Origin of the sequence: Priestia sp. YIM B13551 (assembly GCF_042787905.1) — a bacterium.
Classification (GTDB): domain Bacteria; phylum Bacillota; class Bacilli; order Bacillales; family Bacillaceae_H; genus Priestia.
Genome location: NZ_JBHZOX010000002.1, coordinates 477369 through 501161 on the forward strand (window position 1 = coordinate 477369; position 23793 = coordinate 501161).

General features: G+C 36.1%; 27 protein-coding genes and 1 pseudogene. 8 read left to right on the forward strand and 20 right to left on the reverse strand.

Going from position 1 to position 23793, the window contains the following annotated elements:
* Window positions 1-14 precede the first annotated feature (14 nt).
* From ACFX4N_RS11735 to uxaC, 3 genes are all read right to left on the reverse strand, one after another.
* Window positions 15-785, reverse strand: a complete 771-nt coding sequence (locus tag ACFX4N_RS11735) for an SDR family oxidoreductase (RefSeq protein ID WP_057273637.1) — start codon at window positions 783-785, stop codon at window positions 15-17.
* Entirely contained in the window at window positions 769-2067 is a 1299-nt protein-coding gene (locus tag ACFX4N_RS11740; protein ID WP_013058129.1) for a nickel pincer cofactor-dependent isomerase, group 22, read from the reverse strand. Before ACFX4N_RS11740 ends, ACFX4N_RS11735 begins: the two co-directional genes overlap by 17 nt.
* A 70-nt stretch (window positions 2068-2137) precedes the next feature.
* Window positions 2138-3541 carry a glucuronate isomerase gene (gene uxaC, locus ACFX4N_RS11745; protein WP_057273638.1) on the reverse strand — a complete coding sequence of 468 codons (1404 nt, stop codon included), beginning with the start codon at window positions 3539-3541 and terminating at the stop codon, window positions 2138-2140.
* A gap of 234 nt (window positions 3542-3775) precedes the next feature.
* Here uxaC and ACFX4N_RS11750 point away from each other — a divergent pair, with 234 nt between their 5' ends.
* Window positions 3776-4963, forward strand: a complete 1188-nt coding sequence (locus ACFX4N_RS11750; RefSeq protein WP_057273639.1) for an ROK family protein — start codon at window positions 3776-3778, stop codon at window positions 4961-4963.
* A 475-nt stretch (window positions 4964-5438) separates the two neighbouring features.
* Here ACFX4N_RS11750 and ACFX4N_RS11755 read toward each other — a convergent pair whose 3' ends face one another.
* The 5 genes from ACFX4N_RS11755 to ACFX4N_RS11775 form a co-directional block, all read right to left on the reverse strand.
* A complete protein-coding gene (locus ACFX4N_RS11755) occupies window positions 5439-5651 on the reverse strand; it encodes a hypothetical protein (RefSeq protein WP_013058132.1) in 213 nt (70 codons plus the stop codon).
* Window positions 5652-5802: 151 nt separating this feature from the next.
* Window positions 5803-6147: a hypothetical protein gene (locus ACFX4N_RS11760; protein ID WP_057273640.1), complete on the reverse strand. Its 345-nt coding sequence runs from the start codon at window positions 6145-6147 to the stop codon at window positions 5803-5805.
* Window positions 6148-6163: 16 nt separating this feature from the next.
* Window positions 6164-6469, reverse strand: coding sequence for a hypothetical protein (locus ACFX4N_RS11765; RefSeq protein WP_053487534.1), 306 nt, complete (start codon window positions 6467-6469; stop codon window positions 6164-6166).
* Window positions 6470-6708: 239 nt separating this feature from the next.
* The gene (locus tag ACFX4N_RS11770) at window positions 6709-7362 is read right to left on the reverse strand and encodes an ABC-2 transporter permease (protein ID WP_057273641.1); all 654 of its coding nucleotides are present in this window, start codon (window positions 7360-7362) and stop codon (window positions 6709-6711) included.
* Window positions 7363-8214, reverse strand: a complete 852-nt coding sequence (locus tag ACFX4N_RS11775; protein ID WP_097812272.1) for an ABC transporter ATP-binding protein — start codon at window positions 8212-8214, stop codon at window positions 7363-7365.
* A 575-nt stretch (window positions 8215-8789) separates the two neighbouring features.
* Between ACFX4N_RS11775 and ACFX4N_RS11780 the strand changes: the two genes are divergently transcribed.
* Window positions 8790-9071: a DUF4190 domain-containing protein gene (locus tag ACFX4N_RS11780; RefSeq protein ID WP_057273643.1), complete on the forward strand. Its 282-nt coding sequence runs from the start codon at window positions 8790-8792 to the stop codon at window positions 9069-9071.
* A 210-nt stretch (window positions 9072-9281) separates the two neighbouring features.
* Window positions 9282-9482, forward strand: coding sequence for a hypothetical protein (locus ACFX4N_RS11785; protein ID WP_098314711.1), 201 nt, complete (start codon window positions 9282-9284; stop codon window positions 9480-9482).
* Window positions 9483-9544: 62 nt separating this feature from the next.
* On the opposite strand, the gene ACFX4N_RS11790 is transcribed toward ACFX4N_RS11785, so the two are convergent.
* The gene (locus ACFX4N_RS11790; protein ID WP_013058142.1) at window positions 9545-10042 is read right to left on the reverse strand and encodes a hypothetical protein; all 498 of its coding nucleotides are present in this window, start codon (window positions 10040-10042) and stop codon (window positions 9545-9547) included.
* 114 nt (window positions 10043-10156) lie between these two features.
* Between ACFX4N_RS11790 and ACFX4N_RS11795 the strand changes: the two genes are divergently transcribed.
* Together ACFX4N_RS11795 and ACFX4N_RS11800 are read left to right on the forward strand one after the other, a co-directional pair.
* Window positions 10157-10327 carry a hypothetical protein gene (locus tag ACFX4N_RS11795; protein WP_013058143.1) on the forward strand — a complete coding sequence of 57 codons (171 nt, stop codon included), beginning with the start codon at window positions 10157-10159 and terminating at the stop codon, window positions 10325-10327.
* 14 nt (window positions 10328-10341) lie between these two features.
* Window positions 10342-11115 carry a Cof-type HAD-IIB family hydrolase gene (locus ACFX4N_RS11800; protein WP_057273646.1) on the forward strand — a complete coding sequence of 258 codons (774 nt, stop codon included), beginning with the start codon at window positions 10342-10344 and terminating at the stop codon, window positions 11113-11115.
* Window positions 11116-11141: 26 nt separating this feature from the next.
* On the opposite strand, the gene ACFX4N_RS11805 is transcribed toward ACFX4N_RS11800, so the two are convergent.
* The 4 genes from ACFX4N_RS11805 to ACFX4N_RS11820 form a co-directional block, all read right to left on the reverse strand.
* On the reverse strand, window positions 11142-11507 hold the full coding sequence (locus ACFX4N_RS11805) for a cupin domain-containing protein (protein ID WP_057273647.1): 366 nt from the start codon (window positions 11505-11507) through the stop codon (window positions 11142-11144).
* A gap of 31 nt (window positions 11508-11538) precedes the next feature.
* A complete protein-coding gene (locus tag ACFX4N_RS11810) occupies window positions 11539-12000 on the reverse strand; it encodes an erythromycin esterase family protein (protein WP_377261452.1) in 462 nt (153 codons plus the stop codon).
* Window positions 11957-12793, reverse strand: a complete 837-nt coding sequence (locus tag ACFX4N_RS11815; protein WP_377261454.1) for an erythromycin esterase family protein — start codon at window positions 12791-12793, stop codon at window positions 11957-11959. Before ACFX4N_RS11815 ends, ACFX4N_RS11810 begins: the two co-directional genes overlap by 44 nt.
* 140 nt (window positions 12794-12933) lie before the next feature.
* Complete coding sequence (locus tag ACFX4N_RS11820) at window positions 12934-13998, reverse strand: hypothetical protein (protein ID WP_057273649.1); 1065 nt, start codon at window positions 13996-13998, stop codon at window positions 12934-12936.
* Between the two features lie 248 nt (window positions 13999-14246).
* Here ACFX4N_RS11820 and ACFX4N_RS11825 point away from each other — a divergent pair, with 248 nt between their 5' ends.
* Window positions 14247-14549 carry a hypothetical protein gene (locus ACFX4N_RS11825; protein ID WP_025750889.1) on the forward strand — a complete coding sequence of 101 codons (303 nt, stop codon included), beginning with the start codon at window positions 14247-14249 and terminating at the stop codon, window positions 14547-14549.
* A 458-nt stretch (window positions 14550-15007) separates the two neighbouring features.
* On the opposite strand, the gene ACFX4N_RS11830 is transcribed toward ACFX4N_RS11825, so the two are convergent.
* Entirely contained in the window at window positions 15008-15334 is a 327-nt protein-coding gene (locus ACFX4N_RS11830; RefSeq protein WP_057273650.1) for an antibiotic biosynthesis monooxygenase family protein, read from the reverse strand.
* Between the two features lie 225 nt (window positions 15335-15559).
* Between ACFX4N_RS11830 and ACFX4N_RS11835 the strand changes: the two genes are divergently transcribed.
* Complete coding sequence (locus ACFX4N_RS11835; RefSeq protein WP_377261457.1) at window positions 15560-16384, forward strand: hypothetical protein; 825 nt, start codon at window positions 15560-15562, stop codon at window positions 16382-16384.
* Between the two features lie 60 nt (window positions 16385-16444).
* Here the strand turns inward: ACFX4N_RS11835 and ACFX4N_RS11840 are convergent, their stop codons facing one another.
* A complete protein-coding gene (locus tag ACFX4N_RS11840; protein ID WP_057273652.1) occupies window positions 16445-17902 on the reverse strand; it encodes a S8 family serine peptidase in 1458 nt (485 codons plus the stop codon).
* A 379-nt stretch (window positions 17903-18281) separates the two neighbouring features.
* On the opposite strand from ACFX4N_RS11840, the pseudogene ACFX4N_RS11845 reads away from it, so the two are divergent.
* Window positions 18282-19025, forward strand: a pseudogene (locus ACFX4N_RS11845) (alpha/beta fold hydrolase); the annotation flags it as partial.
* Between the two features lie 228 nt (window positions 19026-19253).
* Here the strand turns inward: ACFX4N_RS11845 and ACFX4N_RS11850 are convergent.
* Genes ACFX4N_RS11850 through ACFX4N_RS11870 form a run of 5 tightly spaced genes read right to left on the reverse strand, consistent with a single transcriptional unit; the run spans window position 19254 to window position 23732 of the window.
* Window positions 19254-20726 carry a sensor histidine kinase gene (locus ACFX4N_RS11850; RefSeq protein ID WP_328127221.1) on the reverse strand — a complete coding sequence of 491 codons (1473 nt, stop codon included), beginning with the start codon at window positions 20724-20726 and terminating at the stop codon, window positions 19254-19256.
* Window positions 20714-21391 carry a response regulator transcription factor gene (locus ACFX4N_RS11855; protein WP_057273654.1) on the reverse strand — a complete coding sequence of 226 codons (678 nt, stop codon included), beginning with the start codon at window positions 21389-21391 and terminating at the stop codon, window positions 20714-20716. The genes ACFX4N_RS11850 and ACFX4N_RS11855 overlap by 13 nt, the downstream gene beginning before the upstream one ends.
* A gap of 7 nt (window positions 21392-21398) precedes the next feature.
* Window positions 21399-22169, reverse strand: coding sequence for an ABC transporter permease (locus tag ACFX4N_RS11860; protein ID WP_057273655.1), 771 nt, complete (start codon window positions 22167-22169; stop codon window positions 21399-21401).
* A 13-nt stretch (window positions 22170-22182) separates the two neighbouring features.
* Window positions 22183-23010 carry an ABC transporter G family protein gene (locus tag ACFX4N_RS11865; RefSeq protein WP_057273656.1) on the reverse strand — a complete coding sequence of 276 codons (828 nt, stop codon included), beginning with the start codon at window positions 23008-23010 and terminating at the stop codon, window positions 22183-22185.
* Window positions 23007-23732, reverse strand: a complete 726-nt coding sequence (locus ACFX4N_RS11870; protein ID WP_057273657.1) for an ABC transporter ATP-binding protein — start codon at window positions 23730-23732, stop codon at window positions 23007-23009. Before ACFX4N_RS11870 ends, ACFX4N_RS11865 begins: the two co-directional genes overlap by 4 nt.
* Window positions 23733-23793 lie beyond the last annotated feature (61 nt).

Sequence of the window (23793 nt, forward strand, 5' to 3'; positions counted from 1 at the left end):
CAATCTTCTTACTTTTAAATTGTCATGCTTCCAAATCCACCATCAACCCGTATTAGCGTTCCTGTTACAAAACTAGAAGCCTTTTCTGAAGAAAGCCAAACAGCTGCTCCTTGTAGTTCTTCTGGCTTACCAAACCGCTTCATAGGTGTATGTCCCATAATTGAATCTACCCTCTGTGAACTTAGTAATTTTTTATTTTGTTCTGCTGGAAAAAATCCAGGAATAATTGCGTTGACTCGAATACCGTTCGGAGCTAACTCTCTAGCTAAAAATTGCGTTACACTATTAAGACCGGCTTTTGACACAGAATACGTAAATACTTTAGATAACGGAGTAGTCGAAGAAACAGAAGAAATATTAATAATACTGCCTTTTCTTTTTTGTTCGATCATTTTTTCAGCAAAAATTTGACACGTAAGTACAACCCCTTTTAGATTGACATCCATAATATCATCCCATTCGTCCATATCTAGCTCAAAAAAAGGAGTTCCACTATTTTTACCAGGAGCGTTAAGAAGAATATCCCATCCTCCTGACCATTTTTCAATTGCACTAGCTACTTCAATTAAGGATTCACGAGCACTGACATCAGCTTGAAAAGCTTTTGCTTTTCCTCCATTACGTTCTATTTCCTTCACTACACCTTCTGCTTTTTCTAAATTACGTCCTACAATAGCAACTGTTGCTCCATGATTAGCTAGTCCTATCGCTATAGATGAACCTAAAACACTATTTCCACCAATTACGACTGCAGTTTTTTTAGTTAAATCAAATAATTGTTTCATTTCTGTCCTCCACTCTCAAAAAATTTCCTTCTTTATTAAATGATATAGAATACAGCTCTGAACTTTGTTGCATATGAGGATGAGAATGGATATGATTTAGCAATGCCTCAGAAACCTCAATTTCACTTAGCTCTAACGTATTTTTAATTCGCACCATCTTTACTTGAGTAAAGTCTAATATATTACTCGTTTTAATAGCTGCCTGAATGGCTTGGCGATCATTAGGTAACGTAGTAGGTATTTTTGTAGGCGCCACAACTGTTGAAGTTAAGCCATTGGCGTACATAAATTCTAGGTTTGCTTTATCTACTAATCTTTGAGTTGTAAAGTCTGCAGTTCCGACTCCATTTGCATTTCCTTCTGTTTGGGGAGTCAAGTCCAAAACAACCATCTTATTAACGGCCGGTCCGCCATGAGCATATGGAGTTGGATAGCGTCCTGTGACATTAGGATCCATTCCATCCCCACTAATATTTTTACCAATTTCATCAATAACCAGCACGTCTAGCTCATCAAAGTACAGTTTCGGTAAAAGCTGTTTAGCTATAATTTGTAGATTCGTCTCTTTATCCTCAATTTGTTCAGACGGCAATACTTCTATTACAGCTACTTTATCAAATGAGTTTTCAATACTAGCAATGCCAAATAGAACAGGAAGTTCTTGCATAATAACTTTAGCCATTGCAGGAACGTTTTCAGCCATATATTTAAATCCTAGTTGATGGCAAGCTTCTGCCCCTTTTTGTTTTCCTAAACCAATGCTAATCATTTTCATGAGACCACTTTCCACTGGACCGCGAAAAGCTGTATGTGGTTTTATTCGATTTACAACGATAATTCCATCAGCTTTTGAAGCATGCTTATCTACAAAGACAGGTAATCCATTGGATAATTGTCCAATTTCCACTACCTCCATTGAAGAACGAATCTCACATTGTACACTCTCTTCGGTTATTCCAAGATGGCGTAAAACTTCTTGCTGGCCTTCAGCAGTTGCTCCGCCATGACTACCCATGCTTGGAACAATAAAAGGATTAGCTCCAAGTCCTTTTAAGAATTGTACTGTGGTAGCTGTCATTTCGACTATTTGATCAAGCCCTCTACTACCTACTGCAATGGCAATTTCCATTCCAGGTGTTATTCTTCTTTTTATGTTTTCTTGATTTAATTTTTCCGTTAATACATGTTGAACGTCATGAATTTTTGTATCATCAAATGCCACTTGTACCTTGGCCATTTTAGGAATAGGAATATCTTTTAATAAATCTTGCAAAATACCCATCTTTTTCTCTCCTTTCTTTTAATCTGTAACATTAGAATTATCCGTAATAAGAAAAAGAACTTTATTCATGTTAACGTTGTAAAAAGTATCTCTCTGCGTTGTAATAAGAAATATTTTCAATCAACGCTTGCAGAACTGTAGAATCATTGGGAACCTTTCCTTGCTCTACCCATTCGCCAATTAAGTTGCATAGTATTCTACGAAAATAATCATGTCTTTCATAGGAGAGAAAGCTGCGAGAGTCTGTCAACATACCGATAAAATGACTGAGTAACCCAACGTTAGCAAAATCTTTCATTTGTCTCTCCATTCCATCAATGTGGTCGTTAAACCACCAAGCTGTCCCAAACTGAATTTTTCCAGGAACGCCATTTTCATAAAAATTCCCCATCATAGCGGCAAGTACAGGATTATCTTTAGGATTCAAATTAAATAACACGACTCTCGGAAGCGCATCTTCTTGATCAAGCGCATTCAGAAATTCCGATAATCCTCGTGCGATATCAGCTTCTCCAATTGAATCAAACCCTGCATCCGCCCCTAAAAGGTTTTTCATTTTTGTATTGTTGTTTCGCATAGCTCCGATGTGTAGTTGCATTACCCATTGTTTGTGAGCGTACATTTTTCCTAGTTCTTTTAAAAGAAACGATCGGTACTTAATTAACTCATCTTGTGAAAGAAGTTCGTCATTCATACGTCTCGTAAAAATTATTTCCGCTTCTGCTAGAGTCACCTCTTGGTATTTCATGTAAGGAATATCATGATCCGCTGCTCTTCCCCCATTATCATGAAAATAATCAACTCGCTGTTTAAGCGCTTTAATTAAAGTTGCTAAAGATGTTACTTGTTTCTGAGCTACGTGTTCAAGGTTCTTGATCCATCTCTGAAAAGTTGGACGTTCAATAAACATTGCTCCATCAGGACGAAAGGTTGGAACAACTTTTGTTTCAAACGTAGAATTTTGCTTTAGCAATTGATGATATTTAAGAGTAGAGGTAGGATCATCCGTAGTCCCTATAAATCGTACATTAGATTTCTTAATTAACGATTGAGGTGTAAACTCGGCACTTTGCAGTTTTTCGTTGCATTCGTTCCAAATTTCAAGTGCCGTATCCGGGCTAAGCCTTTTATCAATATTAAAAAAATTCTTTAATTCCATATGAGTCCAGTGGTACAACGGATTTCCAATTAAAGAGGGCACCGTTTCTGCCCAAGCAAAAAATTTTTCCCAATCACTAGCTTCTCCCGTAATGAAATGCTCAGCTATACCATTCATTCTCATTGTTCGCCACTTGTAATGATCTCCTGCTAACCACAGCTGAGTAAGGTTTTTATATTGTTTGTTTTCTAAAATCTCTTTTGGGTCTAAATGGCAGTGAAAATCAAAGATCGGCATTTCTTTAGCAATGTATTTATATAACTTAACAGCTGTAGGTGTGTATAGTAAGAAATCGTCTGCTAAAAACTCTTTCATGTTATTTTCCTCCTAAGGAAACAAAATTGACTTTATGGCTAAAAGGATATGTAAACACTTTCATTTTCTGTTATAATTAATTTGTTCGTTTACTAAACTAATTAATTATAGAAATAATTTAGCATGTATACAAAATTCAGTCAATTAAATATTTTAAATTTTACAATTAATATTTTTCCACACGAAGATGCTATAATAAAAAACAATGTCAACGAAAATTTGGAGGATATATTTATGCCTAACGGTGATGCAGCTTATATCAAAAAATTAAATCGATCTTTAATTATTAGCAAAATTGTAGAGGCAGGAATGATTTCACGAGCTGAATTGTCTAAGGTTACAGCATTAACAAAAGCTACTATTTCAGCACAAGTTGCAAGTCTACTTGAAGAAGATATTATTATTGAGACACAGCAAGACTATTCAAACGTTGGAAGAAAGCCTATAATGTTATCTTTGAACGAAACGGCAGGATATGCACTAGGAATTGATCTAGATTATGGTCAAATCTCATTTACTCTTTCTAATCTTCTTGGACGTCCAGTTTCTTCAGATAAAGTCAAAATACACGATACAAATTACTCAAATATACTTAGTGTATTAGTAAAAAAAATTAATGAATATAAAGATAAATGTCTTATGTCTAGATACGGCCTGATTGGTATAGCTATTTCGATACATGGTCTTGTTACCACTGATGAAATTATTCACTACATCCCTAGGTTGCAGTGGCATGAAATTGCTTTAAAAGAAGACTTAGAAGCAGCAGTAAAGGTGAATGTTTATCTTGAAAACAATGCAAATTTGCTAGCTTTTGCTGAACGAGCTTATACACATCATAAATCTGATAACTTAGTATGTATAACGCTTCGTTCAGGTATAGGTCTTGGAATCTTAATAAACAACAAATTATCTAAAGGTCATGATGGCTATGCAGGAGAAATTGGTCATATGATTGTTCAACCAAATGGAGAGCTTTGTGCCTGTGGAAACAAAGGATGCTGGGAGAAATATGCATCTGAGTCAAGCTTTTTTAAGAACCTTTCCCAAAGAAAACAAGTTCGTAATATGTCTTTTAAACATATTGAAGAAGAGCTTAATAGAAAAGATATTGAAACCCATCAAGAAATGGAGAATTTTATTCATTACCTTTCAATTGGTTTGAATAATGTCATTAATATCTACAATCCTGAAATTTTAATTATCGATAGTGAATTACTTTCTCGATACCCAGATTCTATACAAAAAATTAAGAGCAGCCTTTCTTCCTCTATAAGTCACTACCGTGAATTATTAATCTCCTCAACTGGAAAAAAGGCATATGAATTGGGTGCATGCGCATTAGTAATTAAGCATTTCCTTGAAATTACAATGCCAAACTTGGTATATTCCGAGTCAACAGAAAGCTCCCTTTTAAAATAAGTACCATCTACATTTCAGCTTGTATAGTAAGAGTAATTAAAGATAAATGTTTTTACCTTCGAAAAAAGAAATGAAAGATTAATTAAGACTTTCAACCTTCCTAATAAAGAAAGTAAAATGATTGTAGCATGAGCTTAAACTAAAACCGGAGCTATCTTACCTAGACAGCGATTAAGAATTGCCTCCTACTTGCTAGGAGGCAATTCTTTTACTTCTATATCTAATCACCATAATAAAACTCCAAAAGGTTTAGGATAGATAACAAGATGATCAAAATAATCAAAACTCCTCCTATTCATACCCTGCTTGCTTCTTTTGGGGATGTTTTTTGTTTTTCATGAGCATAAAAAACCAGTTTTCGAAAGGCAATATGCAGTAAAATAACGAAGGCAAACATACCAATCTTTGCAAAAATAAACAGATCATCACATCTATTTCAACAGAATAAACAACTAGAGGGCATTCGGTATATAGATTAGCTATGAAACTTTTTATTTCCTTTGTTCTTTTGGTACTCTATAAAAAATGAGACTGGGATTGCACCAATACCTATACCTATTGAAATAAACAGCGCCTGGTTTAGCTGAAGACTCGTATTTCCTGCTGCTTTACTATACATCATAAAACATACGAAGCTTAAAAAGCCTATAGCAAAGGGAATCAACAGATGCTTATACCTTTTCGTCATCTTATGCTCCTTTCTATGCCCTGCCTAGACCCACTACATCATGTGTAAGTTTTTCTCGTCACCTTCAGCAGAGAGTCTTAGTACATCGTTTATTTATAAACACTTTTTTTAGATTGAGAGATGCGCTTAACATTATGTATCTATCATTCTTTTATAAAAAGTAACTTCCTAAAATAAAGCTGGCTAAAAGAGCGACTACAGCTACTCCTCTCAATATATAGCTTTGGCTTTCACTCAAAGGTTTCCCCTTTCTTTTACTTATAACAGGATGAATATAAAAAAGATAAAAAGAGAAAAGAAACCCCACACCTGCTGCTAAGGTTATGAATATTTCCAAATTAAAACATCTCCTTTTTCTTCCTTTTTCTTCTTTTTTTCTTGTTAAACAAGTCTCTTTAAGGAAAAGCAAATAGTTAGCAGCGTTTCTCCAGAAAATACAAACCACCTTGAAATTGTACAAAAATAAAAAAGCAGGATTTCTCCTGCCTTTTTGCATATGTAATTCCTCTTCACTATGTCAACTCAGCGCTTTTAGCGAGCATAAAAGCAGAGATACTAAACAAAACAATAAATAAAGAAGCGGCATGTAACAGTAAAAAAAGAAATTTTTGACCGCCTTTAATGAAGAGCGAATAAATCATTCCTAGGATTGTTACTAAGATTAAAAGTGCTGCTGCTATTTTAATTACTATAGCAAAGAAAGCTCCTGCAAATACAATTGACGGAATAAAAGATGCTACAATAATGATATACAAAATCAGTGTAGCAATAAAAGCGTTTTTTGATACGTTTGAAGCCTGTTTAAACAAATTCCCCATATAATCTCCTTTCCCATTTTAAAACTGCATCTTTTACTATAATACATGTGCATAGAGGACACAATTAACTTTTTTTAAAGTGCTCATCACTTAAGCTTTATCGCCAATCATATCCGTTATATTTTTGAAATCTTGTTTGCTTAGTTTATCAAATGTTGTGGCTGTTTTTTGTTTGAAGTATTTGTTGATAAATAGCCTTGAAGAACGCTTTGTAGTATTTACTTTAAAAACAATTCATACTAAAATTCTCTCTTCCGGTAGATAGACAGCGCAATAAAGTAAGAAGCAATATACATTACCATCCCAAAAAGAGTATATAAGATAGGAACATGCAAAGAAGAAGCGATCGGTAAGCTTGATGCCGCTAATATCTCGACGAAATAACCAACAGCTCCCTGTAAAGCAATCGCAACGAAAAGGCCGCCCATTCCACCTCCCAGTACTATTCCGTCAGATTTCTCTGCCCCGAATACGTAAAGAAGCGGATAAGCAAGTGCACCTGCAAAAAGTACGATAAATGTACCAAACGAAACGATATTTACTATATCCTTTACTGCACTCTTGGAAATAAGCGAATACATTGAAAAAACACCATAGGATAGGATGGTTCCGCTGACGACAATTAAAAAGTAAAAAACATAGTGACTTTGCACCACATTTTTTCGACTAACCGGAAGAGTAAGCACGTATTTGTCATAGCCGGTCTTACTTTCTAATTTGATCACTTCAAGCGCTGGCATTGCCATCAATAAAATAATTAACATCGCTATAATACGGTAAAATGAAGGATCCGCAAAATAAAAGATGACCGCAGAAATAACTATGGCGAGCGCTGTGTACGTAAAAAAGCTTCGGTGAATGAGGTAGTAGTTCGTTAACAACAGACCTCTCATTTATCTTTCACTCCTTGTTAAAAGCACGCTTAGTTCTTCCATCGACATCGGTTCAGTTAAAGTTCTATCTGGCAGCTGATGCTTATCTGATACTAGTACGCGGATAGATTTATCATACGTTCTTTTTGCCACGACTATATCTTCTGGAAGTAAGTTCAGCTGTTCTTCATTCATAACGGCAATTGCATACTCCCGAAAAACTTTCTCTTTTTCTTCATTTAATAAAACCTCGCCATTTTTAATCACAACAAGATGACTCGCGATTTTTTCGACGTCGCTCATAATGTGAGACGAAAGTAATATTCCGCTGTTGCCATCGCTGACAAATGCTTTTAATTCATCTAATATTTGCTCTCTAGACGAAGGATCCAGTCCTCCTGTCGCTTCATCTAACAGCAATAATTTAGCACGGTGAGACAGCGCTACAGCTAGAGATAATTTCATCGACATGCCTCGTGAAAACGTATGTATTTTTTTATCTTCTGGCAGTGAAAAAGAACGAATCAACCGGTAAAAATCGGCTTCATCCCAAGAGTTAAATAGACTTTTGAAGACTTTGTTTAGCTGTTTGATAGTTAAAGAAACCGGCAGATTAATCGCATCAAATACCACTCCAATATCTTCTTTAATCGTGGCATTTTTATTCAAATTGTCTTCACCAAATATTTCTACAGTGCCGCTATCTCTCGAAATTAATCCTAGTACTGCTTTAAACGTCGTTGATTTCCCCGCTCCGTTGTCACCAATAAATCCTACAATTGATCCAGGGGGGACATGAAATGAAACATCTTTTAAAACCTCATTTTGACCAAACGATTTTGCCATGTTTCTAACTTCTAAAAGATTTGTCATTTGCTCACTTCACTTTCTCTATTAGTAGTTAGGTGTAATCATAAAAATCAAAGATTTAACCGTTTTGATGATACGAAACATCACCTTTTATTCACAAAAACTACCATTCTTTTCCAATTATAACTAGTAAACTACAAAAATTCGATGACAACATAAGGCTTTATTGCTTCTTCGTTCATTTTTTATGACCGTAATATGTATGACAACATCTTCCTGTACTATTCTTGCCTTACCTATTTAGCGAAATCACAAATAAAAAAGGATCTCCTATAAAAGATCCTTTTTCTTCACTTTATTCACACCCTTATGGATTATTGCATCATATTTTCCTTAATTTAGGTTAAATGTTTTGTGAAGCACATTTAATCTAAGGTAGCCCGCAAAACCGATTTCCTTATAGGAGTCAAAAAAGTAGGTTTCTTTTTATACATGTCATTATACGTTTGATGAAATGACGTATAGAAAATATACTAGGACACATATAATTCTAAAAATTTCTATTTTTATTAACAAAAAGGATATTATAACTTTTTATGGTATAATCAAAAAAATATCATTCATAGGAAGTGAATCTATTGGAAACTAATACAAAACCTCAAATAAACACCAACTCTATTGTTTCTCTAACTCTAGGCATCGTATCCCTCTTTATTCCAATCATCGGGTTTATTACAGGTATTATTGGCATTATCTTCTACAAAAAAGCATCAAATCAAATAGCTGCTTCCAATCAAGGCGGCAAAGGGCTCGCGATTGCCGGGCTGATCTGCAGTATAGTAGGCGTGATTTCTCAGCTGTTCTTTATATTAGGGATTATTACGTTTATGTTTGCGGGCACGACGGTTGACTATGAATAAAACAGGTAAATTAAAAAATGTAAGAAAAACGTGGTTTAGATAAGATTATTCAAATTTCTACATGAAAGAATAAAAGCTTGATTTTCGACTATCCGAAGATCAAGCTCTTGAAAGCTAAACATTTATTATGTTTTATTGTTACTACGCCTATAGCTTTTAATGTAAATTGCAAAGTAAGAAATACTTTATAAACTGAAAGCGAGGATACATATGGGCTTATTAATAATTGCTGTTATTATCACATTATCTGTCATTTTGGATTACTTCATCTTCGACCATGACGATAAGCATTGGGGCTGGCTCAAAAAAGCTTCTAAACCAGTTAGAAGAAGTGTTATGGGCTGCTACTTGCTTATGTCATTTGTTATTTACGTTGGTTTAAGCCTTCCATATATCAAGCCTTTTTTATAAATATCAGTCTGCTTAAACTGGTTAACCTATAACTCTTAACCAGAAGTTATAGGCTAACCAACTCACTTAACCACCACTACAAATTGTTTGTCTTCAAATGTAAACACTTCCCCTAATTCATAGATGTACTTCTTCTTGTCTAATTTGTAATGCTTTCCAAAATACAAGGTTTTTAAGTTAATACTCGTATCTAGACTTGAATCTTTTTCTTCCGCTTCATCACCGTCCAAGCAAGAATATAATTCGATATGACAGCCCTCTATAAGGTGTTCTTCAATATATGTAAAAAGCTCTCTCATGGATTTAGGGTGCACATCGCAAGATAATTCGTAGATATATGATAAGGTGAATACATGCTTTATATCGCTGTACCCGTCGGTTAAGTAATTGATACTAATACCGTACGCATCTTCTTCTTTTTCATAGATTGTAATCAGCTTTTCTTTCTTTGGATTTCGATTAAAAGAAGAAACTTCGGATAAAGTCACCAACTTTTCTTTTATGCCAAAGCTTCCTGTCGGTAATTCATAAGGAGAACCTATATAGTGATGTACAGTCATACTCGTCACTTCTCTTTCTCTTTGCTTATGTAAAATACTATTATTCTATCGCTCTCACTAAGATTACATACAAATCCAAGGAAAATATGTATAATAAAACCAGGAGGTGACAGCATGAAAAAACTACTGCCTTTTCTATTTTTAGCCGCTCTTTATTTGTATGACTCTTCATACAACCATACTGCTTTTTTACATAAACCAGTTGTTTCGGCGTTTTTATATGCGGCAGCTATCTTAGTTTGTGCATTATTATTTGTAAATGTAAAAAAAGATCGAGCTGTTTAAATAAGGAGATTACGATGAGCTATAAAATTGTATTCTTTGACGTAGATGGAACCCTTACGCACCACGAAAAAGGGACGATCTCCGCTAAGACTCGAGAGATTGTAAAAAGCCTAAAAATTAAAGGATTAAAAGTCGTAGCCGCGACAGGCAGGCCTTTATCTCTCTGTGAAGAAATTAGAGAATTAGGTATAGATACGCTCATTACCGCGAACGGAGCGTTTACTGTACACAATGAAAAAGTTATTCATAAGCTGTCCATGGATAAGCACGTTGCGCGCGAAGTTTTTGAATACGCAGCATCAGAAAATCACGGTCTTTCATTTTACACAAAAGAGCTCAGCATGAACGGGATTAAAGATGACAATATTTTAAAAGCACTGAAGGAAACGTTATCTCTCAATGATTATCCTAAAATGAATAAGCGTATTTATGATGAAGACATTTATTTAATGTGCTTGTATGCCGATGACAAAACCGCCGAGCAGTATGCACAGCGATTTCCTCATTTACTGTTTAAAAGGTGGCACCCTTTTGTCGTAAGTGTTCTTCAAGAAGAAATCACAAAATCGGTAGCTATCCTGAAGGTTTTACATTATTTTAACATCCATCAATCTGAGGCCATCGCATTTGGAGACGGAGAAAATGATATTGATATGATAGAATTAGCCGGCCTTGGAATTGCGATGGGCAACGGATCTGATACGTTAAAAAGCGCCGCTGATTTTGTTACGAAGAAATCCGGTGAAGACGGAATTGAGTTTGCGCTTAAAAAATTTAAAGTCCTATAAAAGAGAGCATGCTTGGATAACTCTATCTAAGCATGCTCTTTCACCTCCATAAATTCTTCGGGGTGTAAAGCCTCCGATTGAATGACAATCGCCGTCATGCCTTCTGCACTTCCCGAAGTATGCCATTCTCCTTTTTCCCACAGTGCTGCTTCTCCACGTTTAATGGGTATTCGTTTTTGATTCTCTCCTGTTACCCACCCTTCACCTTCGACTACGATAAATAGCTGAGGTATAGGTGCCTCGTGATATCCTACTGTTCCTTCTCGTTCTATATACATAAAACCAATGGTAGCTGCTTTATTTGTTTGTGCCATTTTTACGTAAGTGGCTAAATGCGACTGATATCTTTCTACTTTTTTGCCATGTTCTTTGCTGAATTTATAGATTTTCAATGTGCATGACCTCTTTGTTCATTACGTTTTCTTATTTATTTTTTTTGCGTTTAAGATACTCGGGCGGAGAAACAGACTCAACAAGTAAAGCACCGTCTAGCTGGTCACGCGGTACAAATAAAGTTGGCATGGTACCACTTTCTAAAAAGGTGGTTTTAGTGAATATCCACTTGTTGCCTGAGTTTTTTTCAAGCTGTGAAAAATCCGTAAATAAAGCCGGTGACTGCACTTGATGCATATAGTCCTCTAGACTTTTTTTAGGCGGCTTCTCCATTTTATATGGCTGTCCCGTGTCCGTATGTATTTCACCTTCATACATAAATAGGCCTAAGTAATAAGACTGTTCTTTTATTTTATTAGAGACAATTGCTCCTAGTGGTTCAAACCCTGTAAACGTTTTGTATTGTTTAAAAATATGAAGGTTATGTGCCCAGATAATAATCTTTTCATTAGGGTACAGTTCTTGACAAATCCATTCTAAATTTTCCTTCATTCGTTTTTCTCTTACTTTTTTTATATGTTCGGTAGTTGTTATGAAAATGGTTTATAAAATACAAGCGATTTTGCAGGCAGCGAAGGATTATTTTAAACTGACGTACAAGCTCGTGATTTTCAAGACGCAAAACGTATTCTTCATGTAGAGAGGCTTCTAAATCTCCTATGACTGCGCTTGCTTTTTCTTTAAACTCTGCAAACTCATGTAGCATTTCTGCTGGAACTTTTTTTCTTCTCGCTTTATATTGCCCTAGTTGGTAGTACCATTTATACACGCCTGCTTCAATGTATTCTATCTTTTCTATCGTGTCTTCAGACACTACGGAACTCAGCTGCTGAACAAATTTTACGAAAAGATCAGGATTAGAAGAAGGATTAATATCTATTCCTATTAAACTTAAATCTGATTTTTTCATTAGCTGAAACAAAGACAGATTTTCTTTTGTTGCCCATAAAGAATAAATTGCGTTTTTTAAAAAGTCTTCATCTGTAAACTCTTCCTTTAACTCATTAGCGCTGAAGCATTCGGCTAAGCCGCTTTCAAATGCCAGTACGGTAAAATTCATTTCTTTATGTAGAAATTCTATTATTTTTGACTTCATCATATTATGTTCTCTTATGTTATGACCGTTTTCCCCTAACCACACAATTCTCTTATCTTTTACGATATGACGAAGAAATTCAAACTCTTGAGGCTTACATTCAGCCGGTTCGCTTAAATGGATTGAGTTTTTAGATAGCCACTTCACAGAGTTTAAATACCTCACTTTTCCTTTTGAAAAAATCCCCATATTCTGTCCCCCTTCACCACGTTACCTATTACTTCCATTTTACTAAAATACAGCTAACACTTCACTATTTATGTCCAATAGCTGATCAGCAGCAAAAAGACCTTATAGATATCTCTATAAGGCCCTAACTTTCTAGAACTCTAGATAAACTCCCCTTGCTTAGCTTTCTCCAAACGCTCTTTAACTATTTTTTTAAACACATGAGGATCATCTACTCGAATGGCGACCTGCTGATATTTCTTTTTGATTCCCATAAAAAGCGTCGCTTCAATTGGAGACTTTAGTATTAGTAAAAGATCAGGATAAACTTTTTCAAAATCGCGTGCGATAAATTCAATCGTGGTGCTAGGGATTTTTTGTTGGAGGATGTGAGTGTCTTCTACTATTTCTTCAATATCTTTAAAAGAGATTTCCATACGCTTAGCTAAGCCAAACGAAATGTATATACAATCATCTTCCACTCGTAAAGGGTTAAGCCTTAATCCTTGAATATCTCCTATGAAGAAAACAATGCTATAAATATTAAGGATCAGTAAAACGATTGAAAGAATTATAGACGTATTATGCAGTAGCCAATGAAGACCTAATGTTTCAATGACAATCGCATGAATAATCATAATTTGAAACGTAATAAAACTTGAGCGTTTATACAGAGTAAACGTATTCCCTTCAGTACTCGGCTGCTTCTTCCACGTTCCAAACGCATAATAAAACATCAGCATTTCTGAACACAGTACGTGTATAAACGGTTGTTTGGGAAACTTTTCGTTTATAGCATGCGAAAAAGAAAATAAAAGCGGCAAAGAGCTTGATTTGACTCTTTTAAAAATAGGCGGTACGTTTTTAATTAGCATAAACAGCAGCGAAAGTTCAAATAAAATGAGTACCCCTTCTATTCCAACACCTAGCCACATAACCGACTGAAAAGAAGCCAAGTATTCACTCGGAATGATAAAACGCGCAGCAATAAGGCCTGTGGCCATTAATACGATAAAATATTTTACGCTGAACTTACGTTGCCAAGCTAAAAACAAGAGCGGAGCGACAAGGCTTAAGTCTATAATAGAACCTACTACTACTCCGTTGAAATCACCAGGCAACGAGTGAAGTCCAAAAGAAGAATGATATAACACATAATTCGAGCTTATCACTAATAACAACAAGAAAAGAGCAACAAAAGAAACTGTTTTTTTATGAAGAACCAAACAACCCACCTCACTTTTAGTTGGTGAAACACAAAAATTCCTGTTACTTCCATTTTAGCAGTGAAGTTGATTTAAGTCACTTTGTAACGTGACTTTGTTTTATAAAACCATTTTAAAGATATCGACTTTTTTATAGCAGTTCTTCCATACAAATAATTTACAATGTAAAAAGAGTTTGACATTTTTGGAACTGATGATACAATGATAATGTAAAACACTTTTTACATTTTTAACAAGGAGGAGTAAGAATGGATTGGGTTAAAATTGTGTATTCATTCATACTGTTAGTTTGCGGAATTTTGATTTTTGTTACATCATCTTCTCGAAAAGGTGATGAAAGGAAGAAGTTTATCAGCACGAAGGCTCAATCATACGCATTTGTGGTAGTTATAGGTATGCTGATTTTAGAAGTTATAGAGTCCATTTATCGGACTTTTCAAGGGAAAAGTTCTTATGATGGCATTGGCATCTCGCCGCTAATATTTCTGACGATGATTTCAGTTATATATTTAATAACGTTTCTCATGTACAGAAAAAAATACGGTGATTAAATGAAAGATCACAAGTAAGAAATAAAGAAATTGAGCTCATATTTTCTGGTGAAACGATAAATAATAACCTCACTTTATAATTAGCTTTTAATACAGCCTCTAGATGACATACGATAGTAAATGAGCCTGTTATAAGTACTTTTATTAAAAAGGAATAACTAGACCTCCTACTGAGGTTTTTTTTATGCACTTCTAAACATTTCTATGATATTAAACTTAAAATAAAACATCTCCCTTAGCTAAAGTCAGGAGATGATATTACAAATGGTGAGTTCATTAGCGTTTTCTTACTCTCTATTCTGTCTCTCAAGTAATTCAATGATTCTATCATTTTGTTTGACAACCGTTCTTAGCTTTACTTCTAATGAACATAAAGTGATAAAAACGGCTATAAAACCTATAACGCCATAAAACATAACGGCTTCTTCCCTTTTTTAAAACAATCAACCATATACGCCCTACATCTCAAAAAAGCTATGTCTTTCCACTTTACAAACCCTAAGCGAAAACTTTTGATACCATTCTGTTTTCCCTTTGTGCTGTGCTGCGCGGTGAGCTGAGTTTTCTTTCCACATTTTTATTGATTCTAATGAATCCCAATATGAAACGGTAATACCTAAATCTTGATCTCTGGCACTTTCTATTCCCAAAAAGCCTTTTTGTGCAGATGCAAGCTCTACCATTTTGTCAGCCATGATTCCGTAACCCTTCTCGCCTTCTGTTCTTTCAGAAGCAAAAATAACGGCATAATAAGGCGGTTCGGGGGTTTTGGCAATTCCAGTCATATTGATTTCCTCCTTTAGAAGTCACATTAATAGTATAAGTACATGGTTATTTTTTTCTATTATATTTATCTTCTTTCAGCACTACTTTTATGAATTCCATTATAATACTTTTTTTAGTTTATCTATACGAAATGTAACATTTAATAGTATATAAAGATAAATATTCCATTTATATGATATAGTTTTTATACGTAAGTAATAAACAAATAGAAATGGAGTTTCAACATGAGGAGCATAAGCAAGATAACAACAGGGACCATTACGATAGCTTTGGCGCTTGGATTAATGGGGTGCAGTCCTACACGTTCAAACAATGAAAGCATAGATGGAAGCGAGGCAAAAAAAGAGCTGGCCATAGAGCTGAAATTTCTGCAAAACGAGTCCGAACGCTTAATCAATAAAGACGGAAAGATAGAGGATAAAACGTTTCAAAGCTATAAAAACGATTTTAACCTGCTGTCTGCGTCTATTAGTAGTACAACAAAAATAGAAACACAAAGTGATAGTGAACTAAAAGAAAGCATAGCGCAATTAACAAAAGACATTGATGCTTTAACAGAAAAAGAGTATGTAAAATCCTATAAAAAATTTAATTCAAGCAAGACCATCTACGAAGTTACGCTAATGAACAATATGCATGACGTTATAGATGCAACAAAAACTTGGGAAGGAAGCAGTAACGTGTCAGACTCATTTGATAATAAACACTTCCATTCTTCTGAAGCACAAATAAAAAAAGATATGGGACCTGCGATTGATCATATCAATACCGTATCTAAATATAAAATAGAGCTCATGCAAGACGAAATCCAAAAGCATCGCGATAGTTTCACCAAGCTGCAGCTCGAACAATTAAAAAAAGCCACTCATAATTTTGATTTGTCTCTCAACAATCAAATTAAATCGATTCAATTCTATAAACCTATAAGTGGATATTATAATGTAAGCAGAGACTTTAGCTATAATTCCTATGATAAATATACAAATGCCTGTGTATACATTACCCACTTTGAATCTAATTTAGGAATTTCCAAGGCCGGTGAATTTTAAAAAAGCCTTTCTAAAAAATTATTTTTAGAAAGGCTTTTTTTGCTGTATTTATTACAAGCGCTAGTTCTTTATATCTTTTAACGCTCTATAGGCATTTGCTTCTCCTGAACCAAATAAAGCATCGTGTCCTTTTTTTCCATAGTCAAAAGCTGTTTGCTTAATACGTGCTGTTACTTGAGCGGGTTTATACTCAGGATGAGCTGCTTTAAGAACTCCTGCAATTCCAGCTACTTGAGGAGTTGCCATGGAAGTACCGGCGTTTAACTCATAGGAAGTTCCTAAATACGTAGGCCATGTACTCAGAATTAAATTGCTTGGATCTGCCGCTGCAGGATCATTGGTTTTGGCATATTTCTCTCCAAAATCCCCTCCTGGAGCCGCCACGTCAATGGCACTGTTTCCATAATTAGAGTAGAAAGCAAGCTTCTGAGTCGACCATTTTGTGGAAGCCGAAACATTAATCACTCCTGGCATTTGCGCCGGTACGACAGTTGCTGGCCCTTTGACACTTATACCATATGGTTCATACAAGGTATTTAAAAAGTCGTTTACTTCCTTTTTATTATCCAAATTTAAACTTTCGTTTCCGCTACCGGCTACGACCGTTACGCCATTTTTCACGGCATACTGAATGGCTCTTTTCCAAAGCAGCGTTTCAGCGATTGATTTATAACTTTCTCCTTCAATAGTCATCTTGTTATTATTATAGAAACGAAGAGACATATTAATAACATCTACTTTATCATTAGTTGCGGCAATAATTCCGTCTATAATCCAAGATGGCAGTCCTAGAGCTTGCTCTGAGTACAGTACGCGATAAGAACGTATTCCAAGTTCCGGTCCCACTCCCTTTACTTTTCCATTCGCTCCAATGATTCCAGCAACGTGCGTACCGTGTCCGTTACGATCTTTTATATCTGCAGGATCCCCTGTTTCCGATTCGTCCATTCCAGCCGGAACAAGATTACGTCCGCCTAGTATATTATCTTTTAAATCAGGGTGAGACTCATCAATACCGGTATCAATTACTCCTACCACTGCTTTATGAGTTGTACTACCATCTTTATTTTTATACCCGCCTGTTTCTACCTTATAAGATTTTCCGTCATTTGTCACTCGTTGAATATCCCATTGAGAGTCCCAATAATTCTCTGAATTCTGTGAGCTGATTATACTAGACTGATAGTTATAAGGACTAACTGCTGTTTTTTCCAAGCTTAGAGGAATTTCCCTGTTAGCAGCTTCGATTGAAGAATTTCCTTTTAAATTGTTAAGAAAAGAAGACTGTTCAGATTGAGCCTCTATTCCTCCTACTTCCGGCAGAGCTTTAGTGACTTTCCCACCAGCTTTTTGAATAATCTCTTGATAGTTGTCTGGTAATCCATTTTTAAAAGCAATTGCGTATGTGTTACTTATCTTTTCATCTTGACTCTTAGCTTGAGTAAGAACTCCGCCAACAGCAAACACTCCTGCTCCTACCGCAAGTGAAAGCACCGTATGTAGAATTTTTTTTTGCATATGCCCCTCCTATATATGGAAATATTTATCATATACTATCTTATTACATAACCTTTAAAATTCCAAGTTTTTCTAATAGATTACGATTATTTAAAATAAGACTTGATTTATATTTCACAAACAATAACCAAAATAAGGGTTTTAAAAGAGATTTATAGCTCATTTATTGTATAAGGAAACCTTATTATTTGATGCATCAACTAATAAAGAGTAAAGTTTTTCTATAGTAACAGTTAAAAGCGAAAGGATGAGTAATATGTTTAAAGACGGTTATGTAAAAGTAAATGATGTAAATCTTCATTACGTAACAAAAGGTGAAGGCGAACTAATGCTGTTTTTACACGGATTCCCTTACTTTTAGTATACGTGGCACCATCAGTTAAAAGAGTTTTCTAAAGATTATCGCGTGGTAGCTGTAGATATGCGAGGCTATAACTTATCAGATAAGCCAGAAGAAATTTCTTCTTACAGCATGCCTCACTTAATGGAAGATGTAAAACAGTTAATTGAAGCATTTGGTGAAAAAGAATGTGTGTTAGTAGCACACGATTGGGGCGGCGCTGTTGCATGGGCATTTGCTTATACACATCCGCAGTATGTCAAAAAGTTAGTGATGTTTGATGCACCGCACCCTTACACATTTATAAGAGAGCTTGCTGAAAATCCTGCTCAACGAGAAGCAAGCAGCTATATGAGCTTTTTCCAACAGCCAAATTCTCAAGATGAGCTACTCGCGAATAATAGTGAAAAATTAAGAAAAATGCTGACGGAGCCGGGCATTAAAAAAGGCTATTTAACCAAAGAAGAAGAAGCTAAATATGTAGAGGCGTGGAACCAGCCAAATGCAATGAAATCCATGCTTAACTACTACCGTGCGTCTTCTCTTTATCCATTTGAAGAGCGTGTTCATAAACCTGTAGCCCTGCCGCATAAAGTATTTCAGTCTCCGACTTTAATTGTATGGGGAAATGCGGACGAAGCGTTTGAAAACAGTAATTTAGATGGCATTGAAGAGTACGTTCCAAATGTAACGATCCACCGCTTAGACGGTGTGGGACATGCGCCTCAACATGAGCAGCCAGAAAAAGTGAATGAATTTATGAGAGACTTCTTAAACAAATAAAATCGAAAAAGACTGCAAGGTGCGGTATACAACCGCTTTGCAGTCTTTTTTATAGATTATAAAGCATATTATCAACTATTCATTTCTATTATTGAATTATTTTTCAACGTTTCAATAGAGGTATACCGGGTATAAATTTTACTGTACAGATGCAGTCCCCCCCAAAGGAACATGTACATTTCTTTCTTACTTACCCTTTTTTGAGCTCTCCTTTTGGAGGGTTCTTTTTTACGGTTTTACTTCTTTCCCCACCGGAAGAACAATCTTAAACAACGCTCCTCCCGTCTCTTTATTATCGGCCGTGATGCTTCCTCCGTGGTTTTTCACAATGGAATGAGCAATATAAAGACCTAGCCCTAAGTTTCCGTGGCCGCTTGCCCTTGACGCATCTTCTCTGTAAAACTTTTTAAACAGCTGTTCTTTGTTGGATAGTGTAAACCCAGGACCCGTATCATGTATTTCAAAGATTACTTCGTTGTGATGAATCACGGTATTCCAAACTATTTCTCCGCGTTCAGGCGTGTAGCGAATACAGTTTGTGATGATATTATCTAACACTTGGGAAATGCGCTGAGGATCTCCGTAAAATTGGTTTGGCCCTTCTGTTTCACTAAGCGACGACACAAATGTAATCTCTTTTTTTTGACATAAAAGCTGAAATTCATTTGCTTTCTCATGAACAAATGTTTTGATATTAATAGGCTCACTCTTTACGGCAAAGCCTGGATTTTCTATGACTGATACTTCTTGCAGCTGATTTAATAGTTGAATCGAACGCTGTGTATTTGTGTAGATCGTATGTAAATATCGACTAAGCCTCTCTGGGTCCTTTTTGCTTCCTTCTACTAAAATTTCGGTGTGACCGTGAATAATTGTAAGAGGCGTTCGTAAATCATGTGCAATCGCAGCCGTCATATCTTTGCGGTCTTCTTCTAGCTGCCACTGTTTAGCTAGCGATTGCTTTAATTCTTTTCGCATTTCTTCAAAGGCATGCAGCAGCTGGCTTAATTCTTTTGCGTCTTGAGTCACGGACAGCGAAAAATCCAAATTATTATGCTGAATGTTTTTCGCGGCTGTCATCAGCTCGTTAAAAGGCCGTTCAATTTTTTTACTAAATCGTCTTCCAAACAAATAAGCAAACAAGTAAAAGTAAAGAAACGGACTGGCTAACGATAAAAACGTTACAAGCGCAACGATCCATTTAATATTTGGATTAGCAGAAGCCATATTTAATTGATATCTTAACGCAATGGCCCCGTTTACTTCGTCTTTTGAATTAAAAAGCGGATAGACTTTTATAATATATTTACCTGTATGGATATTCGTATTGACCTGAGAATACAAATCGCGTTTGCTCTTAATGTATGAAGTAGACATGGACCCATACACGATTTGTCCTTCTTTATTTATAATTTGATAATCCATTCCTTCTAGCGGAATAACCGCTTCTATTTGGTTTTTAGTACTTTTAGAAAGAAGCGCATCTTCCTTTTCGTTCACAAACTGGATAATTTCTGGGATTTTCTTTTCATAATAATTCGCCGGATTCAGTGCTCCGGGCATAAGAACCCAGTTAACCATAATCACAACGCCCCACGTTACAAGTGTCGCAAGCAGGCTATACAGCAAAATCAAATGAAAAGATAAAACAAACTGCGCCTTTAACGTTGCCCTGTTCATCCATTTTTTTATTTTACCCATTTGTAGCCAATGCCCCAAACGGTCGAGATATAAGGTGTTTCGTCATATTTTAATAGTTTTGCTCTAATTTTTTTCACGTGTTCTGTAATAGTAGATGAATCTCCTTCCGCGTCGTAGCCCCAAACTTTTTCGTACAGCTGCTCACGTGTAAAAACCTGACCTGGATGAAGAGCGAGGAAATGAATAATCTCGAACTCTCTTGAAGTAAACGGAATCACTTCATTGTTATGTGAAATTTGATAGCCATTTAAATCGATGGTTAACTCTCCAAAATGAAGCCTGTTATAGGAGTTACTGCTAATTCTCTGTTCTCGGCGCAGATGAGCATAAATGCGGGCTTTTAGTTCTTTCATACTGAAAGGTTTAACTAAATAATCATCTCCACCGACCAATAGTCCTCTTACTCTGTCCTGCTCCGTTTGCTTTGCGCTTAAAAAGATAATGGGGCATGATATGCTTTTTCGGATCAGTTCACAAAGAGCAAAGCCGTCCATGCCTGGCATCATCACATCCAGCACAATTAAGTCTGGATTTATTTTTAGCTTTTTTAACGCTTCTTGCCCTTCGTAAGCGAACAGCACCTCATATCCTTCATCTTGCAGCGCATCTTTCATAAATGAAATAATGTCTTTTTCATCATCCACTAGTAAAATTGTTTGATTCATCTCCAGCTCACCCTACCCATTCTTTCTTTTTCCATACGAATAGGTTTATTATAAGGCTAATAAGCAAAATTGGAAATAATAGGTTTACTAAAAATTCAGAGTTTGGCTTGCTTAATTCACGAAAAACAGAATCGGTTACGGAGAAAAAGAAGCTTAGTTTATCTGAAACATACACACTTCCAATTAAAGCACCAATAGTTGCGACGTAAGATAAAATGGAATTAGGCATAAGAACACTCAGGATACTCCCGATACTAATAACCGCTATAAAGATGCAAAAACAAATGCCGTAAAATTTCAGCGAATATAGTAACGCCCCTAAAGTCCCTAGCGTATGTCCGCCTAAAAATGTTGTTTCATTTACATGAGGCATAACCATTCTTCCAAGACATGTCCCCACTACCCACGTAATACAAAGAATAATAAAAACTAGTAAACATTGAACCGCCCACTTTACAAAAAACAGCTTCACACGATGGTGCGGCCGAATTAGTACCATGCGCAGCGCTCCCGACGTGTACTCACCGTTGAAGCTATCTGCCACAAACATAGGAATGACAATAAACGTAATCGCAAAGGATAGGTCTCGAAGAAGCAGCGGTGCTGAATTTAAAGAATCAATTTTCACGTCATGAGCCGCATCAAAAAACGAAATGCCTCCCCTTTGAAAAAAGAACCAAATAAAAGCAAGCAGTCCTGCGTACAAAGCTAATACAGCCGCTGTTTTTTTTCGTTTAAACGTTCGCTCTAATTCACTGATAAAAAGTCCTGTCATCATGTCTTCTCTCCTTTTATAGAAATGATTCTTTTTTTCGAATAGCTACATACGTTAAACCGCTAAAAAACAGAACATAAAAACCTAACACGCCGAAATTCCAGCCTACAAACTGCGGTTTTTCTGCCATCATGACTGTGATCCCCTGCCATTGAATCATCGGTACGGAAGTAAAAAACAGCTGTCCAAAGAGCTCTTCACTCATCCACTGCTTAAACCCTGTTAATAAAGTCGGATACGAAAACGAGATTAGTATAAAAGCAACCCCAACTCCAACAGCCGTAGTGGTCGTTTTGCTGATGACAGAGATAAAAAACAGCACACAGCATATCGCAATCGTCGATAAATAGGCATATCCATAGAATGAAAGATTATATAATAGAGCTTCTTTTATGTTGAAAGCATGACTGTGATAAAACACAAAGTAGGTTTGCGGATGTTCAAACATCAGAAAGCCTATCACATAGCTCATACAAAAATACGTAATAAAAAACAGTAAATTAAACAGCAGAATCACTGCGGCTTTTGCTAGGATGATTTCTTTAAACGAATACGAACGTATCATGACCATTCGCAGCTGTCCTGACCGGTACTCGCCGGTAACAACCAGCGTAATAAAAACTAAGAACATGGCATTAAAAACGGTAAATAACATTTCGGCTAAGCTCAGTACAGGAAAGTTTCCCGCAAACGTATACTGTGGTAAATCGACTGTGAGTGCTCCGTTTTCTTTTTGGAGATAGGAAGAAGCAACTAACAGCACCACCGGCACTAATAGAAAGGTCAGCCACGCCACTTTTCTTTTCCAAAGTCTTTCCCACTCCGCTACTAACAGCTCCTTCATTGTGACACCAGCTCTACAAACGCATCTTCAAGATTTTTACCGGATGCTAACTGGTCCAAAGCGCCGTCCCATATTAGCTCTCCTTCTCTCATCACAACGATTTGATCACATACTCGCTGTAATTCATCCAGCAAATGACTAGAAATCAGAATCGTTTTGTTATAGTCGCGTTTTAAGGTAAAAAGCAGCTCGCGCAGTTCACGTACGCCCATCGGATCTAAGCCGTTGGCCGGCTCATCTAGTATCAACAAATCCGGGTCGCCTAAGAGCGCTTGGGCAATGCCAAGTCTTTGCTTCATCCCAAGAGAATATGTTCGCACTTTATCGTTTTCTCTGCCGGTTAATCCTACGATATCAAGCACTTCTTTTACTCTTTGCTGCCTTTCTTGCTTTGTTGAAAATGGATGCAATCGAGCTAAATTTGTCAGGTTTTCTTTTCCAGTCATATAAGGAAAAAAGATGGGTGACTCCACAATTGCACCAACGCTTTGCAGCGCTTCTTTTCTTTGTGAAAGAATGGTTTTGTTATTAATAAAAACTTCTCCCCCAGTTGGTTTAATTAACCCCGTCAGCAAACGAATTAAGGTCGTTTTACCAGCACCGTTAGGTCCTAACAGTCCGCATATTTCTCCTTCACCAATTTGAAACGATACTCCTTTTACTAAGTGACGACGCCTTACTTTTTTTGAAACGCTTTTTACATCTAAAATAATATTTTTCATATTAAATCCCCCCTACACGTAGTATAGGAGGGAATTATAAAGAATTTATAAAGTTTATAAA

What these genes read in the sequence shown, in the direction of transcription:
- ACFX4N_RS11775 (WP_097812272.1), bottom strand. Translation starts at nt 8,214, where the DNA reads ATGACAAATCTTTTAGAAGTTAGAAACATGGCAAAATCGTTTGGTCAA.
- ACFX4N_RS11795 (WP_013058143.1), top strand. Translation starts at nt 10,157, where the DNA reads ATGAAAAAACTACTGCCTTTTCTATTTTTAGCCGCTCTTTATTTGTAT.
- ACFX4N_RS11835 (WP_377261457.1), top strand. Translation starts at nt 15,560, where the DNA reads ATGAGGAGCATAAGCAAGATAACAACAGGGACCATTACGATAGCTTTG.
- ACFX4N_RS11860 (WP_057273655.1), bottom strand. Translation starts at nt 22,169, where the DNA reads ATGATGACAGGACTTTTTATCAGTGAATTAGAGCGAACGTTTAAACGA.
- ACFX4N_RS11830 (WP_057273650.1), bottom strand. Translation starts at nt 15,334, where the DNA reads ATGACTGGAATTGCCAAAACCCCCGAACCGCCTTATTATGCCGTTATT.
- ACFX4N_RS11870 (WP_057273657.1), bottom strand. Translation starts at nt 23,732, where the DNA reads ATGAAAAATATTATTTTAGATGTAAAAAGCGTTTCAAAAAAAGTAAGG.
- ACFX4N_RS11785 (WP_098314711.1), top strand. Translation starts at nt 9,282, where the DNA reads ATGGGCTTATTAATAATTGCTGTTATTATCACATTATCTGTCATTTTG.
- ACFX4N_RS11810 (WP_377261452.1), bottom strand. Translation starts at nt 12,000, where the DNA reads ATGAAGGAAAATTTAGAATGGATTTGTCAAGAACTGTACCCTAATGAA.
- ACFX4N_RS11735 (WP_057273637.1), bottom strand. Translation starts at nt 785, where the DNA reads ATGAAACAATTATTTGATTTAACTAAAAAAACTGCAGTCGTAATTGGT.
- ACFX4N_RS11770 (WP_057273641.1), bottom strand. Translation starts at nt 7,362, where the DNA reads ATGAGAGGTCTGTTGTTAACGAACTACTACCTCATTCACCGAAGCTTT.
- ACFX4N_RS11790 (WP_013058142.1), bottom strand. Translation starts at nt 10,042, where the DNA reads ATGACTGTACATCACTATATAGGTTCTCCTTATGAATTACCGACAGGA.
- ACFX4N_RS11740 (WP_013058129.1), bottom strand. Translation starts at nt 2,067, where the DNA reads ATGGGTATTTTGCAAGATTTATTAAAAGATATTCCTATTCCTAAAATG.
- uxaC (WP_057273638.1), bottom strand. Translation starts at nt 3,541, where the DNA reads ATGAAAGAGTTTTTAGCAGACGATTTCTTACTATACACACCTACAGCT.
- ACFX4N_RS11825 (WP_025750889.1), top strand. Translation starts at nt 14,247, where the DNA reads ATGGATTGGGTTAAAATTGTGTATTCATTCATACTGTTAGTTTGCGGA.
- ACFX4N_RS11840 (WP_057273652.1), bottom strand. Translation starts at nt 17,902, where the DNA reads ATGCAAAAAAAAATTCTACATACGGTGCTTTCACTTGCGGTAGGAGCA.
- ACFX4N_RS11755 (WP_013058132.1), bottom strand. Translation starts at nt 5,651, where the DNA reads ATGACGAAAAGGTATAAGCATCTGTTGATTCCCTTTGCTATAGGCTTT.
- ACFX4N_RS11760 (WP_057273640.1), bottom strand. Translation starts at nt 6,147, where the DNA reads ATGCAAAAAGGCAGGAGAAATCCTGCTTTTTTATTTTTGTACAATTTC.
- ACFX4N_RS11855 (WP_057273654.1), bottom strand. Translation starts at nt 21,391, where the DNA reads ATGAATCAAACAATTTTACTAGTGGATGATGAAAAAGACATTATTTCA.
- ACFX4N_RS11865 (WP_057273656.1), bottom strand. Translation starts at nt 23,010, where the DNA reads ATGAAGGAGCTGTTAGTAGCGGAGTGGGAAAGACTTTGGAAAAGAAAA.
- ACFX4N_RS11800 (WP_057273646.1), top strand. Translation starts at nt 10,342, where the DNA reads ATGAGCTATAAAATTGTATTCTTTGACGTAGATGGAACCCTTACGCAC.
- ACFX4N_RS11750 (WP_057273639.1), top strand. Translation starts at nt 3,776, where the DNA reads ATGCCTAACGGTGATGCAGCTTATATCAAAAAATTAAATCGATCTTTA.
- ACFX4N_RS11850 (WP_328127221.1), bottom strand. Translation starts at nt 20,726, where the DNA reads ATGGGTAAAATAAAAAAATGGATGAACAGGGCAACGTTAAAGGCGCAG.
- ACFX4N_RS11765 (WP_053487534.1), bottom strand. Translation starts at nt 6,469, where the DNA reads ATGGGGAATTTGTTTAAACAGGCTTCAAACGTATCAAAAAACGCTTTT.
- ACFX4N_RS11815 (WP_377261454.1), bottom strand. Translation starts at nt 12,793, where the DNA reads ATGGGGATTTTTTCAAAAGGAAAAGTGAGGTATTTAAACTCTGTGAAG.